We start from the raw sequence: 19,235 nt of genomic DNA, 5'->3' as shown, positions 1-19,235 counted from the left end.
GTCAATACAGCAATGTCGCGCATTCAATCGGGGGTGCGAAATGACTGCCACGCAACCAGGGGCGGTGCCCCTCTCCGACGAAGACGCACGGCGCCACTGCGCCGCGCCGTTATCGCCAGCACGATCGGCACGACGATCGAATGGTATGACTTCTTTCTCTACAGCACGGTAACAGGTCTGGTATTTGCGAAGCTGTACTTTCCGCAATCGGACCCGCTCGTCGGCACACTCCAGGCGTTTCTCATCTACGCGGTCGGCTTTATCGCGAGGCCGGTGGGCGCGGCTATTTTCGGGCATTACGGCGATCGTATCGGCCGCAAAGCCACGCTTATCGTCACGCTGCTGCTGATGGGGCTGGCGACTTTCGCCGTCGCGTTTGTTCCGACGTATGCGTCCATTGGAATCTGGGGCGCGGTGATACTCACGGTGCTGCGCTTCATTCAGGGCGTGGGCGTCGGCGGCGAGTGGGGCGGGTCGGTGCTGATGTCGATGGAATGGGCGCGCACCAACGCGCACCGCGGCTTCGTCGCGTCGTGGCCGCAGTTCGGTGTGCCCGCCGGGCTATTCATCGCGAACCTCGCGGTATTGGCAATGAGCGCCATTTCCGGCGACGCGTTCCTGACCTGGGGCTGGCGCGTGCCGTTCTTCCTGAGCATTGTTCTGGTCGCAATCGGCCTCTACATTCGACTGAACATTCTCGAGACGCCGATCTTCGCGAAGCTTCTCGCGGAACGCAAAATCGAAAAGACGCCGATGCTCGAAGTCATTCGCCGTCAGCCGAAAGACATTCTTCTTTCGGCGATTGCGCGCATGGCGGAACAGGCGCCGTTCTACATCTTCACGGCATTTGTTTTCACGTATGGCGTAACGACGCTTGGCGCGTCTCGCGATCTGCTGTTGACGGCGGTGCTGGTCGCTTCCGTGCTCGAATTCGGCACTATTCCGCTGTTCGGCCATGTGTCCGATCTGATCGGGCGGCGTCGCATGTACATGATCGGCGCGGCCGCGGCGGGCCTGTTCGGCTTTGTTTATTTCGCCATGGTCGACACGCGCGATCCGACGTGGATTTTCGTGGCCATCGTGCTCTCGCTCGTACCGCACTCGATGATGTACGGACCGCAAGCCGCATTGATCGCCGAGTCGTTCACAGGGCGGCTGCGCTATAGCGGCGCGTCGCTCGGGTATCAATTGGCGTCGGTGATCGCGGGCGGTCCCGCGCCGCTGATCGCGACGGCGCTGTTCGCTTACTATCACTCGGGCTACGCCATTGCCATCTATGTGTTCGTTTGCGGGCTGCTGAGCCTCATTGCTGCATCGCGTCTGGGCGACTACACGAACAAGGACATCTCGCAGGAATACGACGAACCGCAGTCGATGAGCAGCGGCGATCATGGTCATCGGCATGCGTGAACATGCGGTGCGGCGCAGCATGCCGCGCGCCGCAACTGCTGCTATCTGACTTCGCCAGTCTCGCGTTCGGGGCGGCGCACGGCGCGCACTGTTGCGCTATTGCCGCCGCCGCAAAAGAATTGCTCGCCGCCGTCCGACTCGAGACCGGACACGCCGACGCCCGCCGGCATCTCGAGGCTTTCCAGAACTTCGCCGGTACCCGGATCGATGTGACGCAGCTCGCTCGCGTCGTCTTCCCAGGTGCCGTGCCAAAGCTCGCCGTCGACCCACGTGACGCCCGTCACGAAGCGATTCGATTGAATGGTGGACAGCACCGCGCCGGTCTCGGGATCGACCTGATGAATCTTGCGCTCGCGATATTCGCCGACCCACAGCGACCCTTCAGCCCACGCAAGTCCTGAAGCGCCGTTGCCGCCAGGCGCGGGAATCGTCGAGAGTATGCGGCCGCTGGCCGGGTCGATCTTGTGGATGCGGCCTTCGGCGATCTGGTACAGATGCTGGCCGTCGAAGGCCGTGCCCGCGTCGGCGGCGATCTCTATGCTGCGCAGCGTGTCACCGCTCGCGGGATCGAATGCGTTCAGCGTCTTCCCGGCCGCGATCCAGACATGCTGGCCGTCATAAGTGACGCCGCCCACTTGCTCGACGTCCGGAAAGGGACCGTATTCACGGATGATGGTGGCGTTTGATCGATTCATGCTGTCATCCTAATTGAGCGCGAGCGGCGCGGAGAGTAACAACGTTGTCGCGAATCCGGATGCGGGCGGCGCCATCCAGCGGCGCGCGCGTCCGCGGCCAAAAGACTGCGCCTTGCCTGCGGCCGCGAGCGAATCGAGTGTGCGCTGAACGGTGCGCTGGCTTGCGCCGAGTGCGAGCGCAAGCGCGGAACTCGACCACGACTCGCCATCGGCGAGCAGTGCGAGCATGGCCGCGTGAGTTTCTTCGACGGGACGCGCGAGCAGCACAACGCGATGCCCGTGACGCGGCATCAACGCAAAGCCGCGCCGCGTTGCACTCACTTCGGCGAGCGCGCCGAGCATCGTGCGCAAGCGGCCCATTTCTACACGCAGGCGCGCGCGATGCGAGTCGTCGGCGTGGCTCGTCCTGAAGGCGCGCGCGATCAACATGTCGCGCGGGACATCGGCGGGCCACGCTTCGGCGAGTTGATACGCGAGATCGAACAGCACGGGCCGCCGCGTCAGCGAGACGATCGCGCCGGTCTTCTGCACGACGTGACGGCATGCGTCGACCACGAGAGCCTCTGACGCGAGCAACGCTTCCACTTCGTCGAGCAGCAAAAGCCGCTCTTCGCCGCTTGCGATCAGACGCGCGGCGGGCAGCTTCAGCGTGTGCGAAGCGCTTTCCACTTCGGCGATCAGCGCGGGAATACGCGCTTCATAGGCGGCCTGTTTCGCGCGTGCGAATGCGACGCGAGCCGCGGCAGTCTGCAAGCGCCGCAGCGCGACGCCTGCGACGACCAGCTCATGCGCGGCCCGCAACGCAGGCGGCAAAGGCGTGGGATCGAGCGCGGCAAGCAGGCGCTCAGCGTCGTCGATATGACCGATCAGCACGCGCCGCCGCACCTCCAGATACGCTGCATGCGCGGCATTGGCGCGGTCGCCGTGGGCTTCGAGAATCGCGCGCGCGTCGCGGAGCGCTTTGGCTGGCCACGCAAGATCGCGCGAGGCGAGGGCGATCTCCGCTTCCGCCACCACGCATCGCGCACGCGCGACGGCTTGCCGGGCGCCGAACGCGCGCGCGGCACTTCGCACCAGCGCCTTCGCCCGAATCAGATCGCCGAGTTGCGCCATGGCGATGCCGCGAAGCGCGAGCGCCGGCGCGTCGTCGCGCAAGGCGACGCGCTTCAATGCGCCGAGCGGATCACCGGCCGCGAGTGCCTGCGCCGCGGCTTGAATGAGCGGATCGGTCTTCATTGAAATCGCGCCACACTTGTCACTCCCACGGTCAGGAATCCCGGTACTAATCTAGCACGACCGCTAACCAGTACGTCGTATCGAAAGCGATCGAACGACGAAGGAAACCGAACGGAGAGAGCCATGACCACGACACATAAGACCGGGACACGCGAAGAATGGCTGGCCGCGCGCCTTGATCTGCTCAACGCGGAAAAAGAATTGACGCGGCGCAGCGACGAGATCGCGCGGCAACGCCAGGAATTGCCCTGGGTTCGCGTCGACAAGACGTATCGATTTGAAACCGAGCAAGGCAGTGCAACGCTTGCCGATCTGTTTGCAGGACGCTCGCAGCTTCTCGTTTATCACTTCATGTTCGGGCCGGACTACAAGGCGGGCTGCCCGTCGTGCTCGTCGATTGCGGACGGCTTCGACGGCTTCGAGGTTCATCTCGCGAATCACGACGTGAGGCTGATGGCGATTTCGCGCGCCCCGCTTGCGAAGCTTCAGGAATATAAACGGCGCATGGGCTGGACGTTTCCGTGGGCGTCGTCGGCGGGCAGCGACTTCAACTTCGACTTCAATATCTCGTTCACCGAGCAGCAGCAGCGCGAGGGCACCGTCGAATATAACTATCAGCGCGGGCGTCACGCAATGGACGCCGTGCCGGCGCCCGAACCCGTCGCTCAATTTGCGGAGACTTGCGGAACCGACCCGTCGACGTATGCGCGCGACCGGCCAGGACTGAGCGCGTTCGTGCTCGAAGACGGCGACGTGTACCACACGTACTCGACTTATGCGCGCGGACTCGACGGACTGTGGGGCATGTACCAATGGCTCGACCGCGCGCCGAAAGGGCGCAACGAGACGGGCATCTGGTGGCGCCGTCACGACGAATACGAGAAGCGCTGAGGCGCGTGATGGACCTCGTTAGTGTCGGCGAAAGCGGCGCGCGATGCTCTGCGCGCGCTGCTTTCTACAGCGTCTGCGGCTTGCTGTTCGCGATCAGTGCGGGCGCGACCATCGCGGCTTGCCTGTCGATGTCGGCAATGGGCGAGTTGCCGATGCCCGGCGGCTGGAGCATGTCGATGATGTGGATGCCCATGTGCGGACAGACGTGGCCGCGCGTCGCGGCATCGTTCGTCGGCATGTGGATCGCGATGATGACCGCGATGATGCTGCCTTCCGTCGCGCCTGTGTTGTGGCGTTATCGCGAAGCGCTCTGTAGTGTGACGCACGCGCGGGCAGCGATGCTCACATGGTTGACCTGGCTCGCAGGCATCGGCTATTTCGCCGTATGGGCTGCATTGGGCGCGGTGGTGTTCGCGCTCGGCGCGGCCTTCGCCACGCTTCAAATGCGAGTGCCGGCGCTCTCGCATGCTGTGCCCGTTATAGCCGGTGTGATGGTGCTGCTCGCAGGCGCGTTGCAATCCTCCGCATGGAAGGCGCATTATCTCGACTGCTGCCAACAGCCACAGGAATGCGGCCACGCTGCATTGCCGCTGCGTTCCGATGCCGCGTTACGATACGGCCTGCGTCTCGGGCTTCATTGCTGCTATTGCTGCGCGAGCTTCACGGCGGTACTCGTCGCGATCGGCGTGATGGATCTTCTGGCGATGGCCGCGCTTACTGTGGCGATCACGCTCGAGCGTCTCGCGCCGCGTGGTCCGCTTGTCGTGCGAGGCATTGGGTTCACAATCGTCGGCACGGGTTTGCTGATGATCGTGAGAGCCGCTTCGTTCATGTAAAAGCATTCGTTGCAACGCTCAATAAAACAGAAACGAACTGATGACCCGATATATCGCTCTTCTGCGCGCCGTGAATGTCGGCGGCACCGGCAAACTGCCAATGGCTGAGTTGCGAAGTATGTGCGAATCCGTTGGCTTCACGAATGTCCGCACGTATATTGCGAGCGGCAATGTCGTGTTCGACAGCAAGCTTGCCGAAGCGTCGGTGAAGAGCCGGCTCGAGCGTTGTCTCAAAGCGTATGCGGGCAAGCCGGTCGGCGTCGCGGTGCGCACGAGCGCGGAACTTGCGCAAATACTCGCGGCGAATCCGTTCAAGTCGGCCCCAGCGAATCGTACGGTCGCGATCTTTCTCGACGCACCGCCGCCCGCCGATGCACTCGCTCACGCAAGCGGCCAGCGCGACGAAGAAATGGCGCTCGGCACGCGCGAGATTTACGTGCACTACAACAACGGAATGGCCGACACGAAGCTCAAAATTCCCGCAGCCAAAACGGGAACCGCGCGCAACATGAACACGGTTGCAAAGCTAGTCGAGATGGCGAACGAGTAGCTTAAAGTCTTCAATCGGCGCTAATAAGAAAGGAAAGGGCGGCACAATCAATCGTGCCGCCCTTTCACAAACTGACTGCGGATTGCCGATCGCAACGTTAGCCGCTTACCGCACCTTGCCCGCCTTCCACGCCGACAGCAACTGATCGTACTTGACCGTCTCGCCCTTCGGCTTTTCGTTGGCGAGCTTTTTCCACGGCGCGTGCTGATCGGACAACCACTTCGACGGATCGCTTGCCGCATTCATCTCCGGCGCGCATGCCTTCATGCCGGCGCGTTGCAAGCGCGACAACACCTGGTCCATCTCCTTGGCGAGGTTATCCATTGCGGCCTGTGGCGTCTTTTCTCCAGCGACTGCGGTGCCCACGTTCTTCCACCAGAGCTGCGCCATCTTCGGATAGTCCGGCACATTGTTGCCGGTCGGCGTCCATGCGACGCGTGCCGGGCTACGATAGAACTCGATCAAACCGCCGTACTTGTCCGCGTTCTTCGTGAAGTAGTCGCTATGAATATCGGAGTCGCGAATGAACGTGAGACCGACAATCGACTTCTTCAGCGACACGCTCTTCGACGTCACGAACTGCGCATACAGCCATGCGGCGGCGCGCTGATTGGCCGGCGTCGACTTGAAGAAGGTCCACGAGCCGACGTCCTGATAGCCGTTCTGCATGCCGTCCTTCCAGTACGCGCCGTGCGGCGACGGCGCCATGCGCCACTTCGGCGTGCCGTCGGGGTTCGTCACGTTGCCGGGTTTCAGCATCGACGCGGTGAACGCGGTGTACCAGAACACCTGCTGCGCGATCTTCCCTTGCGCGGGCACAGGGCCGGCCTCGCTGAAGGTCATGCCGGACGCTTCGGGCGGCGCGTATTTCTTGAGCCAGTCGATGTATTTGGTCGTCGCATAGACGGCCGCCGGGCTGTTGGTGCCGCCGCCGCGCGACACCGATGCGCCAACCGGATGGCAACCGTCCGGCGTCACGCGAATGCCCCATTCGTCGACGGGCATGCCGTTCGGAATGCCCTTATCGGCTTCGCCCGCCATTGAAAGCCATGCGTCGGTAAAGCGCCATCCGAGCGACGGGTCTTTCTTGCCGTAGTCCATATGGCCGTAGACTTTTTCGCCGTCGATGTTCTTCACGTCATTCGTAAAGAACTCGGCGATGTCTTCATACGCGGACCAGTTCACCGGCACGCCCAACTCATAGCCGTACTTCGCCTTGAACTTGTCCTGCAAGTCCTTGCGGGCGAACCAGTCCGCGCGGAACCAGTAAAGATTGGCGAACTGCTGATCGGGCAGTTGATAGAGCTTCTTGTCCGGCGCCGTCGTGAAGCTGGTGCCGATAAAGTCTTTGATATCGAGCCCAGGATTCGTGTATTGCTTGCCTTCACCCTCCATGTAATCGGACAGCGGGATGATGACGCCATAGCGATAGTGCGTGCCGATCAGATCGGAGTCCGAGATCCAGCCATCGTAAATGCTTTGCCCGGATTGCATCGACGTCTGCAATTTTTCGACGACATCGCCTTCCTGAATGATGTCGTGCTTCACCTGAATGCCGGTGATTTCAGTGAAGGCTTTCGCGAGCGTTTTGGATTCGTAGATATGCGTGTCGATCGTTTCCGACACGACGTGAATTTCCTTGACCCCTTGCGACTTCAGTTTGTTCGCGGTGTCGACGAACCATTTCATTTCGTCCATCTGCTGCTGTTTCGAGAGCGTGCTAGGTTGAAACTCGCTATCGACCCACTTCTGCGCTTCAGGTATGCCCGCCATAGCCTGGTTCCCAAAGGCACCCGACACGATGCTTGCCACTGCGAGCGCGACGATCCGTCTCCTCTGTTGCATGGTCTTCTCCTGTGTCCTTCGTGCCCCTTCGATCTTTCCGGCGCCCGCTTGGGGCATCAGCGGAACCGGCAATTGCGAGTGCTCATTGCGTGCGTTTCGTTTCTATTCAACCTTTCCACATGATCGCGAGCAGAACCAGTAGCGAAGCCAGCGAGCCCGGCCACGAAGTCGAGCCTTCGGCGCTAATGCCGATCCACGCGAGATTCACATACGCGGCCGCGAGCAGGCCGATAAAAAGGCGATCGCCGCGCGTGGTCGCGATAGGCAGAAAGCCCTTGCGTTCATGCGTCGGCGAGCGCAGTTCCCACACGGTCATGCCGGCCAGCATCACGACGATGCAGACGAAGAAGATCGCCACCTCGGGCGTCCAGTACATCCACGTGAACATCAGACTCTCCCCATCGCAAAGCCCTTCGCGATGTAGTTGCGCACGAAGTAGATCACCAGCGCGCCGGGCACGATGGTCAGCACGCCCGCCGCCGACAGCACGCCCCAATCCATGCCGGCCGCCGATACGGTGCGCGTCATCACGGCCGCAATCGGCTTCGCATTGACGGACGTCAGCGTGCGCGCGAGCAGCAGTTCGACCCAACTGAACATGAAGCAGAAAAACGCCGTGACGCCGACGCCCGATTTGATCAGCGGCAGAAAGATCTTCACGAAGAAAGCGGGGAACGTATAGCCGTCGATGTACGCGGTCTCGTCGATTTCCCGCGACACGCCCGACATGAAGCCTTCGAGAATCCACACGGCGAGCGGCACGTTGAACAGCATGTGCGCGAGCGCGACGGCGATATACGTGTCGGTTAGACCGACGCTCGAATAGAGCTGGAAAAACGGTAGTAAAAACACGGCGGGCGGCGTCATCCGGTTGGTGAGCAGCCAGAAGAACATGTGCTTGTCGCCGAGAAAGCGGTAACGCGAGAACGCGTAAGCGGCGGGCAGCGCGACGAGCACGGACATCACCGTGTTCATCAGCACGTAGATGATCGAGTTGATGTAGCCCCAGTACCAGGAGGGATCGGTGAAGATGATCTTGTAGTTGTCGAACGTGATGTGCTGCGGCAGCGTGGCGAACGTCGACATGGTTTCTTCGTTCGTGCGCAGCGAGATCGACAACATCCAGTAAAGCGGAATCAGTGCGAACAGCATATAGACGACGAGCACCAACGTGCGCATCCAGCGGCGCTTATCCTGCATGTTCGTCTCCTCCCGCAGCGGGGCCGCCTTTGCCTACGCGGCTCATCCAGTTATAGAGAATGAAGCACAGCAGCAGAATGATGAGGAAATAGATCAGCGAGAAAGCCGCGGCGGGGCCGAGGTCGAACTGGCCGACCGCTTTTTGCGTCAGGTACTGGCTGAGAAAAGTTGTCGAGTCGCCGGGGCCGCCGCCCGTCAGCACGAACGGTTCGGTGTAGATCATGAAGCTGTCCATGAACCGCAGCAGCACGGCGATCATCAGCACGCCGCGCATTTTCGGCAGTTCGATGTAGCGGAAAACCGCGAAGCGGCTCGCGCCGTCAATTTCGGCGGCCTGATAGAACGCATCGGGAATGGCGCGCAAGCCCGCGTAGCAAAGCAGCGCGACGAGCGGCGTCCAGTGCCAGATGTCCATCACCAGCACGGTGATCCATGCGGCCGTGGGGCTTGCCGTGTAGTTGTAATCGAAGCCGAGGCTATTGAGCCAGTAACCGAGCAGGCCGATATCCGGGCGCCCAAAAATCTGCCAGATCGTGCCGACCACGTTCCATGGAATCAGCAACGGCATGGCGAGCACGACGAGCGCCGCCGATGCGCGCCATCCGGAAGCGGGCATCGAAAGCGCGAGGCCCACGCCCAACGGAATCTCGAACAGCAACACGCAAGCGGAAAAGATGATCTGTCTGCCGAGCGCGTCGCGCAGATCGGGATCGGTCATGATGTTGCGAAACCACTCGGTGCCGACAAACACATGCTGCGTCGGACTAATGATGTCCTGCACCGAATAGTTGACGACCGTCATCAGCGGCAAGATCGCGGAGAAGGCCACGCAGATGAACACGGGTATCACAAGAAGCCACGCTTTCTGATTGACGGGCTTGTTCATTGCGTGGCTCCTTCTGCGTTACGTGCATCGATTCTTTCGTCATTGCAGAAGAACACTGTTTCTGGCGCGGCTACGCGCAGCCACGCGGGCCCGTTCACCACGCGCACATGCGGCTCGAGTTTCGCGTTGAAGAGATGGCCGTCGCATTGCGCGGTCACGAGTTGATAGTTGCCGAGTTGCTGCGCGCGCAGCACCTCGACTTTGACGGCGCCGGCTTCGCCTTCGTGGGCGAGCCGCACGAACTCGGGGCGAATGCCCAATGTAAGCGGGCTCTTTGCCTGCTGATGCGCGTCGCCCAGCGCCGCGAGCGTGGCGGCGCCGAGCGTGAGACGCTGTGAGCCGATTCGCGCGCCGTCGGCGTCCAGTTCGATCGGACAAAGATTCATACCCGGACTGCCGATGAAGTAGCCGACAAACGCATGATCCGGCCGCAGAAACAGCGCATCGGCGCCGCCTTTCTGCACGACGCGGCCGTTCGTCATGACGACGACTTCATCGGCGAAAGTGAGCGCCTCGACCTGATCGTGCGTGACGTAGATCAGCGTGAGCTTCAGTTGCTGATGGATCTTTTTCAACTGCCGGCGCAGCATCCATTTCATCGCCGGATCGATCACGGTCAGCGGTTCGTCGAACAGAATCGCCGCGACGTCCTGGCGAACGAGGCCGCGTCCAAGCGATATTTTCTGCTTCGCGTCGGCCGCCAGATTGCTGGCCTTGTGCGGGAGATCGCGCGTCATGTCGAGAATTTCCGCGACTTCGTGCACGCGCTTTTTTACTTCGGCGGCCGGCATCCTGCGATTGCGCAGCGGAAACGCGAGGTTGTCGAACACGGTCATCGTGTCGTAGATCACCGGGAACTGGAACACCTGCGCGATGTTGCGCTCCCGTGCGCCGAGCGCGGTCACGTCGCGTCCGTCGAACAGTACCTTGCCCTCGGACGGCTTGACGAGGCCCGACACGATATTGAGCAGCGTGGTCTTGCCGCAGCCCGACGGCCCGAGCAGCGCATAAGCGCCGCCGTCTTCCCACACCATGCTCATGGGCTGCAGCGCGTAGTCGTCGAGTGTCGCGGGCTTCGGACGATATGCGTGCGCGAGATTCTGGAACTCAATGCGCGCCATGAGCGGCCTCCGGGCTCGATACCAGTTTCGTATCCGCGCCGAACACGAACAGTTCGTCAGGGTCGATGAAAACGTTGAGTTCGGTGCCGAGCTCGATCTGATGCACGCCCTGCAACTGCGCGACGAGGTCGATGCCGCCCGTGAGCGTGCGCAAATGCAGATAGGTTTCCGAGCCGCTCAACTCGGCCAGTTCGAGCCGGCAGGGAACGGCGACTGCATGCGGCGCTTTCGCGTGAAGGCGCAAGTGCCCTGGCCGTATGCCGATGCGGCATGCGCCGTTCGCAGCGGTGCCTTGCCGGAGCGGAACGTCGACGCCGATCGGCAGATGCGCGCGGCCGTTGCCGTTAAGTTCGCTCGTCAGCATGTTCATCGGCGGATCGTTGAAGACGGCTGCTGCATCGACGTTGACGGGCGCGTTGTAGACGTCGAGCGTCGGACCGAATTGCAGCACGCGGCCTTTATCGATGATCGCGGTATAGCCGCCGAGCAGCAGCGCTTCGAGCGGTTCGGTGGTGGCATAGACCACGGTCGTCTTGCCGTCCGCGAAAAGCGTGGTCAACTCCATGCGCAATTCCTCGCGCAGCTTGTAGTCGAGATTCACGAGAGGTTCGTCGAGCAGCACGAGCGACGTGCGCTTCACGAGCGCACGCGCGAGCGCGCAGCGCTGCTGTTGACCACCCGACAGTTCGCTCGGCCGCCGCTCGAGCAGATGCTCGATATGCAGTTTCCCCGCGACCTCGAGCACGCGCCGGCGAATTTCCGCCGAATCGGTCTTCTGCAACTGGAGCGGCGACGCGATGTTCTGGAACACGGTCATCGCCGGATAATTGATGAACTGCTGATAGACCATCGCCAGATTGCGCTGGCGCACGCTGACGCCTGTCACGTCCTGGCCGTCCACCAGCACGCGGCCCGCGTTCGGCCTGTCCAGTCCCGCCATCACGCGCATCAGCGTGGTCTTTCCCGCCTGGGTCGGACCCAGCAGCACATTGATAGCGCCTGGCACAAGACGCAAATCCACGCCGTACAGATACGGTTGCCCGCCAGAAACGACACTGACTTGCTCCAGTTCCAGGACCAAATTGTTCTCCTTTCAGGCGCGCGCGATGCGACCGTCAAACCGCAGCTTGACGATGGCATCGATTGGGTTGCACTTTTATTACACGCAGCAGACAGAATTTCCCTTTTGTTGGTTTGCGTTTAAATCGGGGTTAACCTTACGAAAGGCGGAAATAGAGAACCTCGTCGATACGGGTCTCCGTAAAGGGCCTACCAAGCCGTTTTCTGTCGGGCATATACCCAGCAAGTGGGAAAGCGGATTCGCGCCACTATTTGGCGGAATTAACCTTTTGCCGAACGTTTACGTGATAATCGATACGCACGCTGCCGGTTTCGAACCACTAACCACTAAAAATGCGCGGGTCATGGCTTTTAGCGAACCAAGGTCTCCATTTTTCAGGTGGCTCGTGTCTTCGGCTCAGAATCTGAGCGCGGAGAACCGCCAGATACTTCTCGCCAATCTTTTCACACGCACCGCGTCCATCGTCTTCGCATCCATTTGCGAAATCAGCGTCTGCGCGACCGCTTACTATCTGCACCCGAGCTTGCTGTATGCGACGTGGACGGGCGCCGTTGTCGCGCTGCTGATCGTGCGGCTCGCGCTCATCTGGTCGTGCCGCCGCCGCAGCGCGCTGGGTTTGCCCACACCTACCGCGGCCTTTCTGTTTGCGAGCGTTCTGTGGAGCGCGTTGTTCGGCCTGGGCGCTTTGCTGTGCAACATCAGCGGAGACGCAACGCTCTTTCTGCTTGGCAATGTTTGCGCGGTCGGCGTTGTCGGCGGACTCGCGGGACGCAATGCGGCCACGCCGCGGCTCGTGATGCTGCAGATCGTCTTCATCATCGGTTTGCTGGGCGTCGGCGCGGCGCTGTCGCCGGGCTCCGGAAAACTCGTGCTTCTCTTTCAGGCGCCGTTTTGCGCCGCCGGTTTTCTCACGGTTGCGCTGCGCAGTAATCGCGATACGGTGGCGCTGCTGCTCGCGCGCGAAAGCAGTCAGCGGCTCGCGCATCACGACAGCCTCACCGGCTTGCCGAATCGTGCGCGCATCAACGAATTGCTGTTCGAGCGCACGGCGGTCAGCGCGCCGCAACGCGACGGATTGTTCGCTGTTCTATTGATCGACCTCGACGGCTTCAAGGCGATCAACGACAGTCTCGGCCATGCCGCGGGCGATCAGATTCTTCAGGAAGCCGCGGTTCGCCTGCGTGAAGTGATGCCGGCCACCGACATCGTCGGACGCCTGGCCGGCGACGAGTTCGTGGTGATCTCGGAAGCGCCCGAGCCGTCCCGCGATGTGCGGCTCATCGCGGACAGCATCGTCAAGACGCTGGCGCGCCCCTTCGTGCTGACGGAAGCGCTCGTGCATATCGGCGCGAGCGTGGGCGTGGCGCTGTACCCCGAGCACGCGTGCACGGGTCCGCAATTGCTGATTTGCGCCGACCGCGCGTTGTACGCGGTCAAGCGCAGCGGCAAGAGCGCTTATCTGATTTTCGACGCACACGAACATGTCTCCGACGAAAGCCTGAGCCTGTTGCGCAGCGACCTGGAAGGCGCGTTGCGCACGTTCATCGGACTGCGCATGGAGTATCAGCCGATCCTGGACCTCGCGAGCGGCGAAGTGACGGGCCGCGAAGCGCTGATTCGCTGGACGCATCCGACGCGCGGCGAGCTCTCGCCGTCCGCTTTCATTCCGACTGCCGAACGTACCGGGCTGATACTCGCGCTCGGCGAGTGGGCTTTGCTGCAGTCGTGCAAGGAAGCGGTCATGTGGTGCGACAAGGTGCCGGTCGCGGTCAACGTGTCGCCGGTGCAATTGCGTGAGGAGGCATTTGCGTCGATCGTGGCGGGCGTGCTTCGCAAGACGCGGCTTCCGCCCGAGCGCCTGAACATCGAGGTGACGGAGACCGTGCTGCTGAACGACGACGTGGTGACCCGGCGCAACATCTCGCGGCTGCGTGCATTGGGCATCGGTCTTGCGCTCGACGATTTTGGCACTGGCTTCTCGACCATGTCGACACTCGTGCGCTTCACGTTCGACAAGCTTAAGATCGACAGCTCGTTCGTGAAGGAGTCAGTGCATCGGCGCGAATCCGCGGCAGTGGTGCGAGGGATCGTCGCATTGGCGCGCGAGATTGGCATGCCGACCACGGCCGAAGGCATCGAAACGCAGGAGCAGCTAGATTTCGTGCGGCGCTCCGGCTGCACGCATGCGCAAGGCTTCCTGCTCGGCAGACCGGTGCAAGGCTGTGAGATCGCGCGTATCGACGACAAGCTGCCCGTGCAGTCCGTGCGCTCCGTGAACCAGTCCTGAGCCACGGCCTGTATTGCAAACGCGAGGGTTCTTATCCAACAGCGAACGGCGAGGCAAATGTGGATTCGACCTTGAAATTCCAGCTACGGCTTACCGTATCGCCGGAACTTGCCGATGCGCTGCGCACCGACCGTTCGGGCGCGGCGCACGCGGAACTGCAGCGTATCTTGCGTCGGCATGATGCGACGCTGAAATGCCAGTACGACGCATTCGCGGACTACGTGAGCGAGGCCGAGCGGCTCGGCACCGAGAAGTACTCGCTCTATCAGTGGACGCGCGAAACGATCCGGAATCCGGAGAAGAAAGCAAAGTACCTGCGATCGTTCACGGTCTATGTGAAGGGCGAGCAGATCTACGACAAGCAGATCGCCGATGCGATGGAGAACGAACTATTGAAGCTCGCCGGCGTAGACAGCCCGGGCGGCATTGAAAGCGTTTCGAAGTTCGACACCAATCCCGCGAATAGTCCGCAGCCGCCAAAGCGTTAGCCGCTTGCGCGTCATTTGCCCGTCGCTTGCCCATTAGCGGTTAGCCCTTTTCATTCAACTGTCACCGTTTCGCGACTAGGATCACTGGTCAAAGCCGCCAGTCCTTCCTACCCACAAACACAGACATGTCGAATACAAAGAACGCTAATGCCTCGCCAGCCGATCAGGGCGCATCCATCGTTTCGCGTCGCGGGTTTCTGAAGTTCGCCGGCGCATCGGGTCTTGCCGGCGCGGCCAACGCGCTGTCGACGGCACGCGCCGCGAGCAGCACGCCGGACGGCACGCCCGAGCAGATCCATCTGACGTGGGGCAACGATCCTTCGAGCGACGTGACCGTGTCGTGGGCGTCGCTCGCGGCCGCCGTGAAGCCGCATCTGCGCATTGGCCGCATCGGCGACGCGAAGCACATCGTGCATGGCGTGCAGACCACCTACACCGACGGCCTGAACGGCGAGGTCGTGTTCAGCTATCACGCGCGCCTGCGCGACCTGAAGCCCGACACGAGCTATGAATACGAGGTCACGGCCGAGAACGACAGCAATGCCGCGCAGCCTTTCACCGGCAGCTTCCGCACCGCGCCGCGCGGCCGCGCGCCGTTCCGCTTCACGAGCTATGGCGATCTCGCGACGCCGAACACCGGCTGGGTGCTGTCGTCGCCGCAAAGCCGCTTCGCGGTGCAGGCCGTCGAGCGCTTTCAGCCGCTGTTCCATCTGCTCAACGGCGACCTGTGCTATGCGAATCTGAACCCCACGCAGCAGCCGCAAGTGTGGCGCGACTTCGGCAACAACTGCCAGAACTCGGCGGCGAATCGTCCGTGGATGCCGTGCCCCGGCAACCATGAAATCGAGTTCCATAACGGCGAGCAAGGCTTCGCGTCGTATCTCGCGCGTTATGCGCTGCCCGACAATCACACGCGTTTTCAGGGCCGCTGGTACAGCTTCCGCGTGAGCTCGGTGCTGTTCATTTCGCTCGATGCCGACGACGTCGTCTATCAGGACGCCGCCGCCTTCGTCGCCGGACCGGCCCCGCTCGTGCCGGCCGCAAGCACCGGCAATCCGCCGATCCAGCCAGGCACCTCGTTCTATGTGCGAGGCTACAGCGATGGCGAACAGACGCGCTGGCTCGAAAAGACACTGCGCCACGCGGCCGACGATCACGACATCGACTGGATCGTCGTGCAGATGCACCAGGACGCGCTGAGTTCGTCGAAGACAGGCAACGGTTCCGACAAAGGCATTCGCGAGGCGTGGCTGCCGCTGTTCGACCGCTACGGCGTGGACCTCGTGCTGTGCGGCCACGATCACGACTACGAGCGCAGCTACCCCGTGCGCGGCTGCAATCACCACAAGGGCACCGACATCGCCACGGGCCATCCGGTCGATACCTTGCAGCCAAAGCCGGTGATGTCGGCGATCTCGGCGGGCGCGTCCACGTTCGATACGAGCCAGGGCACGATCCACCTCATTCTCGGCGGCGGCGGCACGAGCGCGCCGCTCGATGTCTATGGCGTCGATGCAGGCACCGGACTGCCGCAAGCGCGCATCTTCACGCGGCCGAATCGTCCGATGCCGGGCACGACCGCGGGCACCTTCGTTCGTGCGAGCGCCGATGCCGTCGAAGACGCGATCTGGTCCGCGCAACGCGATACGGGCACGGGCTACGGCATCGCCGTGTTCGATCACGATCCGGGTCACGCGGGCGGCGAGACGACGATCACGATGAACTACTACCATGCGCCCGGCGCCGATCAGACGCCGACCGCGAACTACGAATTGTTCGAAACGATCGAGCTAAAAAAGAAGCGCAAGCGCTGAGGCCAGCGGACAGTAAAAAGGTAAAAATGACGGCGCTACATCATTTGTTACACGTCTTACCGGTAAGCCGTGCAGTGGTTACAGAGGGCTTTCATGTCACCGGTTATACTCGGCGCCGTCTCATAAAAACCAAAGACCTTTTATGTCCAGAAAAATCCTCCAGATTGTGGCTGTCGCGGCGCTCGCGAGCGCGGCTTCCTTGTCGGCTGTGGCCGGCGACATGAACAATGCGCTGGGCGGCGCGCTCGGTGGCGTTGCGGGTGCGGCACTGGGCGGCGCGGTCGGCGGCAGCACGGGTGCCGTGATCGGCGGCGCCGTGGGCGGCGGCGCGGGCGGCGCGGTGACGTCGAACCGCCGCGAGCGCACGGGTGCGATCGTCGGCGGCGCGCTGGGCGGCGGCGCCGGCACGGCGGCCGGCAATGCAATGGGCGGCCGTGGCGGCGGCCTCGTCGGCGCAGCCCTGGGTGGCGGCGCGGGCGCGGCGCTCGGCGGCAACATCTCGCGCTCGAACTCGTATTCCGACGACTACTCGCGTGGTTATCGTTCGGGCAAGAAGCGTCATAAGCATCGCCACTACGATTAAGCAGCACGCGGTAACGTAGTGCGGTGAAGGCCGCGAAAGCCTGGTGCGCCGCGCGAGCGGCGCTTGCTTCGGTGAATCGAGGCCGGGCTTTTTCAGCCGACGTGCTTCAAAAAGTCCTTCAAGCGCGGCGTGGGCGGGTTGTCGATCAGCTCGCCCGGCGCGCCATCTTCCGCGATGCCGCCGTTGTCCATGAACAACAGGCGCGTACCGACACGCTTCGCGAAGCCGATCTCGTGCGTGACGACAATCATCGTCATGCCCTCCGTCGCGAGATCCTGCATGACCTTCAGCACTTCATGACGAAGCTCGGGATCGAGTGCCGAAGTCGGCTCGTCGAACAGCATTAGTTTCGGCCTGATCGCCAGCGCGCGCGCAATTGCGACGCGCTGCTGCTGCCCGCCGGACAACTCGGACGGATAGTGATTCGCGCGCGATTCGAGCCCGACCTTGTCGAGCAGCGCCATTGCCTGATCGCGCGCTTCGGCTCGCGATGCGCCGCGTACCTGAATCGGGCCGAACATCACGTTTTCGAGCGCGGTCATTTGCGGGAACAGGTTGAACTGCTGAAACACCATGCCCGCTTCCAGACGGATCGCGCGGATGTCCGACGCATTGCCTTTCACGCTCAGGCCGTCCACGAGCAGTTCGCCGCCGCTGATTTTTTCGAGTGCGTTAATGCAGCGGAGCATGGTCGACTTGCCCGAGCCCGACGGCCCGACGACCACCACGACTTCCGAACTCTCGATGCGAAGATCGATGTTGTTGAGCACCGGCAGATGGCCGAAGCTCTTTGAGACGCGCTGAAATTCGATCATGCTCATAGAATTCGCATCCTTCTTTCGACGACGCGCAGCGACAGCGTCATGACACCGGTCAGGACCAGATAAATGACCGCGACGGCGGACCAGATTTCCACCGCGCGAAAGTTGCTGGCGATGATCTCCTGACCCTTGCGCGTCAGTTCCCCGACGCCGATCACGATAAACAGCGACGTGTCCTTCAAGCTGACGATGCACTGATTGCCCAATGGCGGAATCAGGCGTCGAAATGCGAGCGGCCCGATGATCTTCATCAGCACGCGCGGCGTCGAGAGTCCCATCGCGAGGCCTGCTTCCATCAAGCCCTTCGGGATCGACAGCAAGGCTCCGCGCACCACCTCGGCAAGATAGGCGCCCGAATTCACCGTAATGGCGATGATGGCGGCGGTCAGCCCGTCGATTCGCAAATGCGCAAGCAACGGCAGCGCGAAGTAGAGAAACATCACCTGAACCACAATCGGTGTGCCGCGTATCAGTTCGACGTAAACCTGCGCAATCACGTTTAGCGCAAGCGGGCCGTAGGCGCGGCATGTGCCCGCCACGACACCGACGATAAAGCCGCCGATCAAGCCCACGAAGGCGATGAATACAGTCAGTTCCACGCCGTCTATCAGATCTGGAAGCGCACTCCAGATAACTGTCCAATCGAATTCCACGAACCGCTCCTTAGGTGTGCGTCTGCCGCGCGGCGGGAACTGCCGCACGGGACGTCGCAACGATTACGATTTGGGCGGCTCGGAGCCGAACCACTTCTTGTAGAGCGTCGCATAGCGGCCGTCGGCCTTCATCTTCGCGAGTTCCGCGTTGACGCTCGCCACGAGCGGACTGCCCTTCGGAAAGCCGATGCCGTACTTGTCGCCGCTCACCGGCGTGCCGGCGACCTTGACCTTGCCTTTACCGGCCGTGCTCGCGAAATACAGCACGTTGGGCGTGTCGTGCATCGCGGCGTCGACGCGGCCCGCTTCGAGCGCGAGGTACGCCTGGTCGATGTTCGGGAACTGGCGGATTTCCTTCGGCTTCAGATGCGCCTTGATCCAGTCGATGGTGGCCGTGCCTGTTTTCGCCGCGATCACCTTGCCGTTCAGATCGTCGATGGACCGGATGCTCGTGTTGCCGCTTTGGACCATCGCGGCGAGGCCGCTGTCGTAGTACGGGTCGGAGAAGTCGATGGCTTTCCTGCGCTCCTCCTTGATCGTCATGCCCGACAGCGCGACGTCGATATTTTGCGTCTGCAACGCGGGAATGAGGCCGCTGAAATCCATCGGCTGGACCTTGTATTTCCAGCCCAGGTCTTTCGCGATTTCGGCCCACAGGTCGAGGTCGAAGCCGACGTACTTGTCGCCCTGCTTGAATTCGAACGGCATGAACGACGTGTCCGTGCCGACCACGAGTTCTTTGGTGTCTGCGCGGGCGAGCGCGCTGCCGAATAGCGCGGCCGCAACGACGGACATGAGGAAGACGCGACGTACCATGATTTTCTCCGCATTGATTGAC

18 protein-coding genes and 1 pseudogene are annotated in these 19,235 nt (G+C 62.1%); 8 read left to right on the top strand and 11 right to left on the bottom strand.

Translation table 11 applies throughout. The features are described 5' to 3' along the window. Nucleotides 1–40: 40 nt before the first annotated feature. Nucleotides 41–1,410 (top strand): annotated as a pseudogene (locus BGRAMDRAFT_RS03560) (MFS transporter). A gap of 41 nt (nucleotides 1,411–1,451) precedes the next feature. Here the strand turns inward: BGRAMDRAFT_RS03560 and BGRAMDRAFT_RS03555 are convergent. Together BGRAMDRAFT_RS03555 and BGRAMDRAFT_RS03550 are read right to left on the bottom strand one after the other, a co-directional pair. Then, nucleotides 1,452–2,105: a Vgb family protein gene (locus BGRAMDRAFT_RS03555; RefSeq protein ID WP_006047291.1), complete on the bottom strand. Its 654-nt coding sequence runs from the start codon at nucleotides 2,103–2,105 to the stop codon at nucleotides 1,452–1,454. A gap of 9 nt (nucleotides 2,106–2,114) precedes the next feature. After that, complete coding sequence (locus BGRAMDRAFT_RS03550) at nucleotides 2,115–3,341, bottom strand: hypothetical protein (RefSeq protein WP_006047290.1); 1,227 nt, start codon at nucleotides 3,339–3,341, stop codon at nucleotides 2,115–2,117. Between the two features lie 123 nt (nucleotides 3,342–3,464). Here BGRAMDRAFT_RS03550 and BGRAMDRAFT_RS03545 point away from each other — a divergent pair, with 123 nt between their 5' ends. The 3 genes from BGRAMDRAFT_RS03545 to BGRAMDRAFT_RS03535 are packed head-to-tail and all read left to right on the top strand — an operon-like array spanning nucleotide 3,465 to nucleotide 5,618. Continuing rightward, the gene (locus tag BGRAMDRAFT_RS03545; RefSeq protein WP_006047289.1) at nucleotides 3,465–4,232 is read left to right on the top strand and encodes a DUF899 domain-containing protein; all 768 of its coding nucleotides are present in this window, start codon (nucleotides 3,465–3,467) and stop codon (nucleotides 4,230–4,232) included. An 8-nt stretch (nucleotides 4,233–4,240) separates the two neighbouring features. Then, on the top strand, nucleotides 4,241–5,068 hold the full coding sequence (locus tag BGRAMDRAFT_RS03540; protein WP_006047288.1) for a DUF2182 domain-containing protein: 828 nt from the start codon (nucleotides 4,241–4,243) through the stop codon (nucleotides 5,066–5,068). 40 nt (nucleotides 5,069–5,108) lie between these two features. Next, nucleotides 5,109–5,618: a DUF1697 domain-containing protein gene (locus BGRAMDRAFT_RS03535; RefSeq protein WP_044020260.1), complete on the top strand. Its 510-nt coding sequence runs from the start codon at nucleotides 5,109–5,111 to the stop codon at nucleotides 5,616–5,618. Nucleotides 5,619–5,723: 105 nt separating this feature from the next. Here the strand turns inward: BGRAMDRAFT_RS03535 and BGRAMDRAFT_RS03530 are convergent, their stop codons facing one another. The 6 genes from BGRAMDRAFT_RS03530 to BGRAMDRAFT_RS03505 all read right to left on the bottom strand — a co-directional run bounded on the left by BGRAMDRAFT_RS03530 (nucleotide 5,724) and on the right by BGRAMDRAFT_RS03505 (nucleotide 11,751). Next, complete coding sequence (locus BGRAMDRAFT_RS03530) at nucleotides 5,724–7,463, bottom strand: ABC transporter substrate-binding protein (RefSeq protein ID WP_006047286.1); 1,740 nt, start codon at nucleotides 7,461–7,463, stop codon at nucleotides 5,724–5,726. Between the two features lie 106 nt (nucleotides 7,464–7,569). After that, nucleotides 7,570–7,851, bottom strand: coding sequence for a DUF2160 domain-containing protein (locus tag BGRAMDRAFT_RS03525; RefSeq protein WP_006047285.1), 282 nt, complete (start codon nucleotides 7,849–7,851; stop codon nucleotides 7,570–7,572). Further along, nucleotides 7,851–8,663 (bottom strand): carbohydrate ABC transporter permease, encoded by an 813-nt coding sequence (locus BGRAMDRAFT_RS03520; RefSeq protein WP_006047284.1) that lies wholly within the window; start codon nucleotides 8,661–8,663, stop codon nucleotides 7,851–7,853. The genes BGRAMDRAFT_RS03525 and BGRAMDRAFT_RS03520 overlap by 1 nt, the downstream gene beginning before the upstream one ends. Further along, the gene (locus BGRAMDRAFT_RS03515) at nucleotides 8,653–9,549 is read right to left on the bottom strand and encodes a carbohydrate ABC transporter permease (protein ID WP_006047283.1); all 897 of its coding nucleotides are present in this window, start codon (nucleotides 9,547–9,549) and stop codon (nucleotides 8,653–8,655) included. The genes BGRAMDRAFT_RS03520 and BGRAMDRAFT_RS03515 overlap by 11 nt, the downstream gene beginning before the upstream one ends. Next, on the bottom strand, nucleotides 9,546–10,670 hold the full coding sequence (locus BGRAMDRAFT_RS03510) for an ABC transporter ATP-binding protein (protein ID WP_006047282.1): 1,125 nt from the start codon (nucleotides 10,668–10,670) through the stop codon (nucleotides 9,546–9,548). Before BGRAMDRAFT_RS03510 ends, BGRAMDRAFT_RS03515 begins: the two co-directional genes overlap by 4 nt. Next, nucleotides 10,657–11,751 (bottom strand): ABC transporter ATP-binding protein, encoded by a 1,095-nt coding sequence (locus tag BGRAMDRAFT_RS03505; RefSeq protein WP_006047281.1) that lies wholly within the window; start codon nucleotides 11,749–11,751, stop codon nucleotides 10,657–10,659. The genes BGRAMDRAFT_RS03510 and BGRAMDRAFT_RS03505 overlap by 14 nt, the downstream gene beginning before the upstream one ends. Nucleotides 11,752–12,094: 343 nt before the next feature. On the opposite strand from BGRAMDRAFT_RS03505, the gene BGRAMDRAFT_RS03500 reads away from it, so the two are divergent. The 4 genes from BGRAMDRAFT_RS03500 to BGRAMDRAFT_RS03485 all read left to right on the top strand — a co-directional run bounded on the left by BGRAMDRAFT_RS03500 (nucleotide 12,095) and on the right by BGRAMDRAFT_RS03485 (nucleotide 16,923). Then, a complete protein-coding gene (locus tag BGRAMDRAFT_RS03500) occupies nucleotides 12,095–14,038 on the top strand; it encodes a putative bifunctional diguanylate cyclase/phosphodiesterase (RefSeq protein ID WP_044020258.1) in 1,944 nt (647 codons plus the stop codon). Between the two features lie 59 nt (nucleotides 14,039–14,097). Further along, nucleotides 14,098–14,526, top strand: coding sequence for a hypothetical protein (locus BGRAMDRAFT_RS03495; RefSeq protein ID WP_006047279.1), 429 nt, complete (start codon nucleotides 14,098–14,100; stop codon nucleotides 14,524–14,526). Between the two features lie 125 nt (nucleotides 14,527–14,651). Then, nucleotides 14,652–16,340 (top strand): purple acid phosphatase family protein, encoded by a 1,689-nt coding sequence (locus tag BGRAMDRAFT_RS03490; protein WP_006047278.1) that lies wholly within the window; start codon nucleotides 14,652–14,654, stop codon nucleotides 16,338–16,340. Between the two features lie 142 nt (nucleotides 16,341–16,482). Continuing rightward, on the top strand, nucleotides 16,483–16,923 hold the full coding sequence (locus tag BGRAMDRAFT_RS03485) for a hypothetical protein (protein WP_006047277.1): 441 nt from the start codon (nucleotides 16,483–16,485) through the stop codon (nucleotides 16,921–16,923). Between the two features lie 92 nt (nucleotides 16,924–17,015). Here the strand turns inward: BGRAMDRAFT_RS03485 and glnQ are convergent, their stop codons facing one another. From glnQ to glnH, 3 genes are all read right to left on the bottom strand, one after another. After that, nucleotides 17,016–17,744: a glutamine ABC transporter ATP-binding protein GlnQ gene (gene glnQ, locus BGRAMDRAFT_RS03480; RefSeq protein WP_006047276.1), complete on the bottom strand. Its 729-nt coding sequence runs from the start codon at nucleotides 17,742–17,744 to the stop codon at nucleotides 17,016–17,018. Beyond that, complete coding sequence (glnP, locus tag BGRAMDRAFT_RS03475) at nucleotides 17,741–18,397, bottom strand: glutamine ABC transporter permease GlnP (RefSeq protein WP_006047275.1); 657 nt, start codon at nucleotides 18,395–18,397, stop codon at nucleotides 17,741–17,743. The genes glnQ and glnP overlap by 4 nt, the downstream gene beginning before the upstream one ends. 63 nt (nucleotides 18,398–18,460) lie before the next feature. Then, on the bottom strand, nucleotides 18,461–19,213 hold the full coding sequence (gene glnH / locus BGRAMDRAFT_RS03470; RefSeq protein WP_006047274.1) for a glutamine ABC transporter substrate-binding protein GlnH: 753 nt from the start codon (nucleotides 19,211–19,213) through the stop codon (nucleotides 18,461–18,463). Nucleotides 19,214–19,235: the final 22 nt, after the last annotated feature.

Source organism: Paraburkholderia graminis C4D1M, from assembly GCF_000172415.1.
GTDB classification, from domain to species: Bacteria; Pseudomonadota; Gammaproteobacteria; order Burkholderiales; family Burkholderiaceae; genus Paraburkholderia; species Paraburkholderia graminis.
The sequence above is the reverse complement of the archived record's forward strand: the minus strand, read 5'-3'. Positions and strand labels throughout refer to the sequence as shown.

Excerpts from the sequence above, each read along its gene's own strand:
- BGRAMDRAFT_RS03500 (WP_044020258.1), top strand. The coding sequence starts at position 12,095 with ATGGCTTTTAGCGAACCAAGGTCTCCATTTTTCAGGTGGCTCGTGTCT.
- BGRAMDRAFT_RS03545 (WP_006047289.1), top strand. The coding sequence starts at position 3,465 with ATGACCACGACACATAAGACCGGGACACGCGAAGAATGGCTGGCCGCG.
- BGRAMDRAFT_RS03520 (WP_006047284.1), bottom strand. The coding sequence starts at position 8,663 with ATGCAGGATAAGCGCCGCTGGATGCGCACGTTGGTGCTCGTCGTCTAT.
- BGRAMDRAFT_RS03540 (WP_006047288.1), top strand. The coding sequence starts at position 4,241 with ATGGACCTCGTTAGTGTCGGCGAAAGCGGCGCGCGATGCTCTGCGCGC.
- BGRAMDRAFT_RS03485 (WP_006047277.1), top strand. The coding sequence starts at position 16,483 with ATGTCCAGAAAAATCCTCCAGATTGTGGCTGTCGCGGCGCTCGCGAGC.
- glnQ (WP_006047276.1), bottom strand. The coding sequence starts at position 17,744 with ATGAGCATGATCGAATTTCAGCGCGTCTCAAAGAGCTTCGGCCATCTG.
- BGRAMDRAFT_RS03535 (WP_044020260.1), top strand. The coding sequence starts at position 5,109 with ATGACCCGATATATCGCTCTTCTGCGCGCCGTGAATGTCGGCGGCACC.
- BGRAMDRAFT_RS03530 (WP_006047286.1), bottom strand. The coding sequence starts at position 7,463 with ATGCAACAGAGGAGACGGATCGTCGCGCTCGCAGTGGCAAGCATCGTG.
- BGRAMDRAFT_RS03555 (WP_006047291.1), bottom strand. The coding sequence starts at position 2,105 with ATGAATCGATCAAACGCCACCATCATCCGTGAATACGGTCCCTTTCCG.
- BGRAMDRAFT_RS03510 (WP_006047282.1), bottom strand. The coding sequence starts at position 10,670 with ATGGCGCGCATTGAGTTCCAGAATCTCGCGCACGCATATCGTCCGAAG.
- BGRAMDRAFT_RS03550 (WP_006047290.1), bottom strand. The coding sequence starts at position 3,341 with ATGAAGACCGATCCGCTCATTCAAGCCGCGGCGCAGGCACTCGCGGCC.
- BGRAMDRAFT_RS03525 (WP_006047285.1), bottom strand. The coding sequence starts at position 7,851 with ATGTTCACGTGGATGTACTGGACGCCCGAGGTGGCGATCTTCTTCGTC.
- glnH (WP_006047274.1), bottom strand. The coding sequence starts at position 19,213 with ATGGTACGTCGCGTCTTCCTCATGTCCGTCGTTGCGGCCGCGCTATTC.
- BGRAMDRAFT_RS03490 (WP_006047278.1), top strand. The coding sequence starts at position 14,652 with ATGTCGAATACAAAGAACGCTAATGCCTCGCCAGCCGATCAGGGCGCA.
- BGRAMDRAFT_RS03515 (WP_006047283.1), bottom strand. The coding sequence starts at position 9,549 with ATGAACAAGCCCGTCAATCAGAAAGCGTGGCTTCTTGTGATACCCGTG.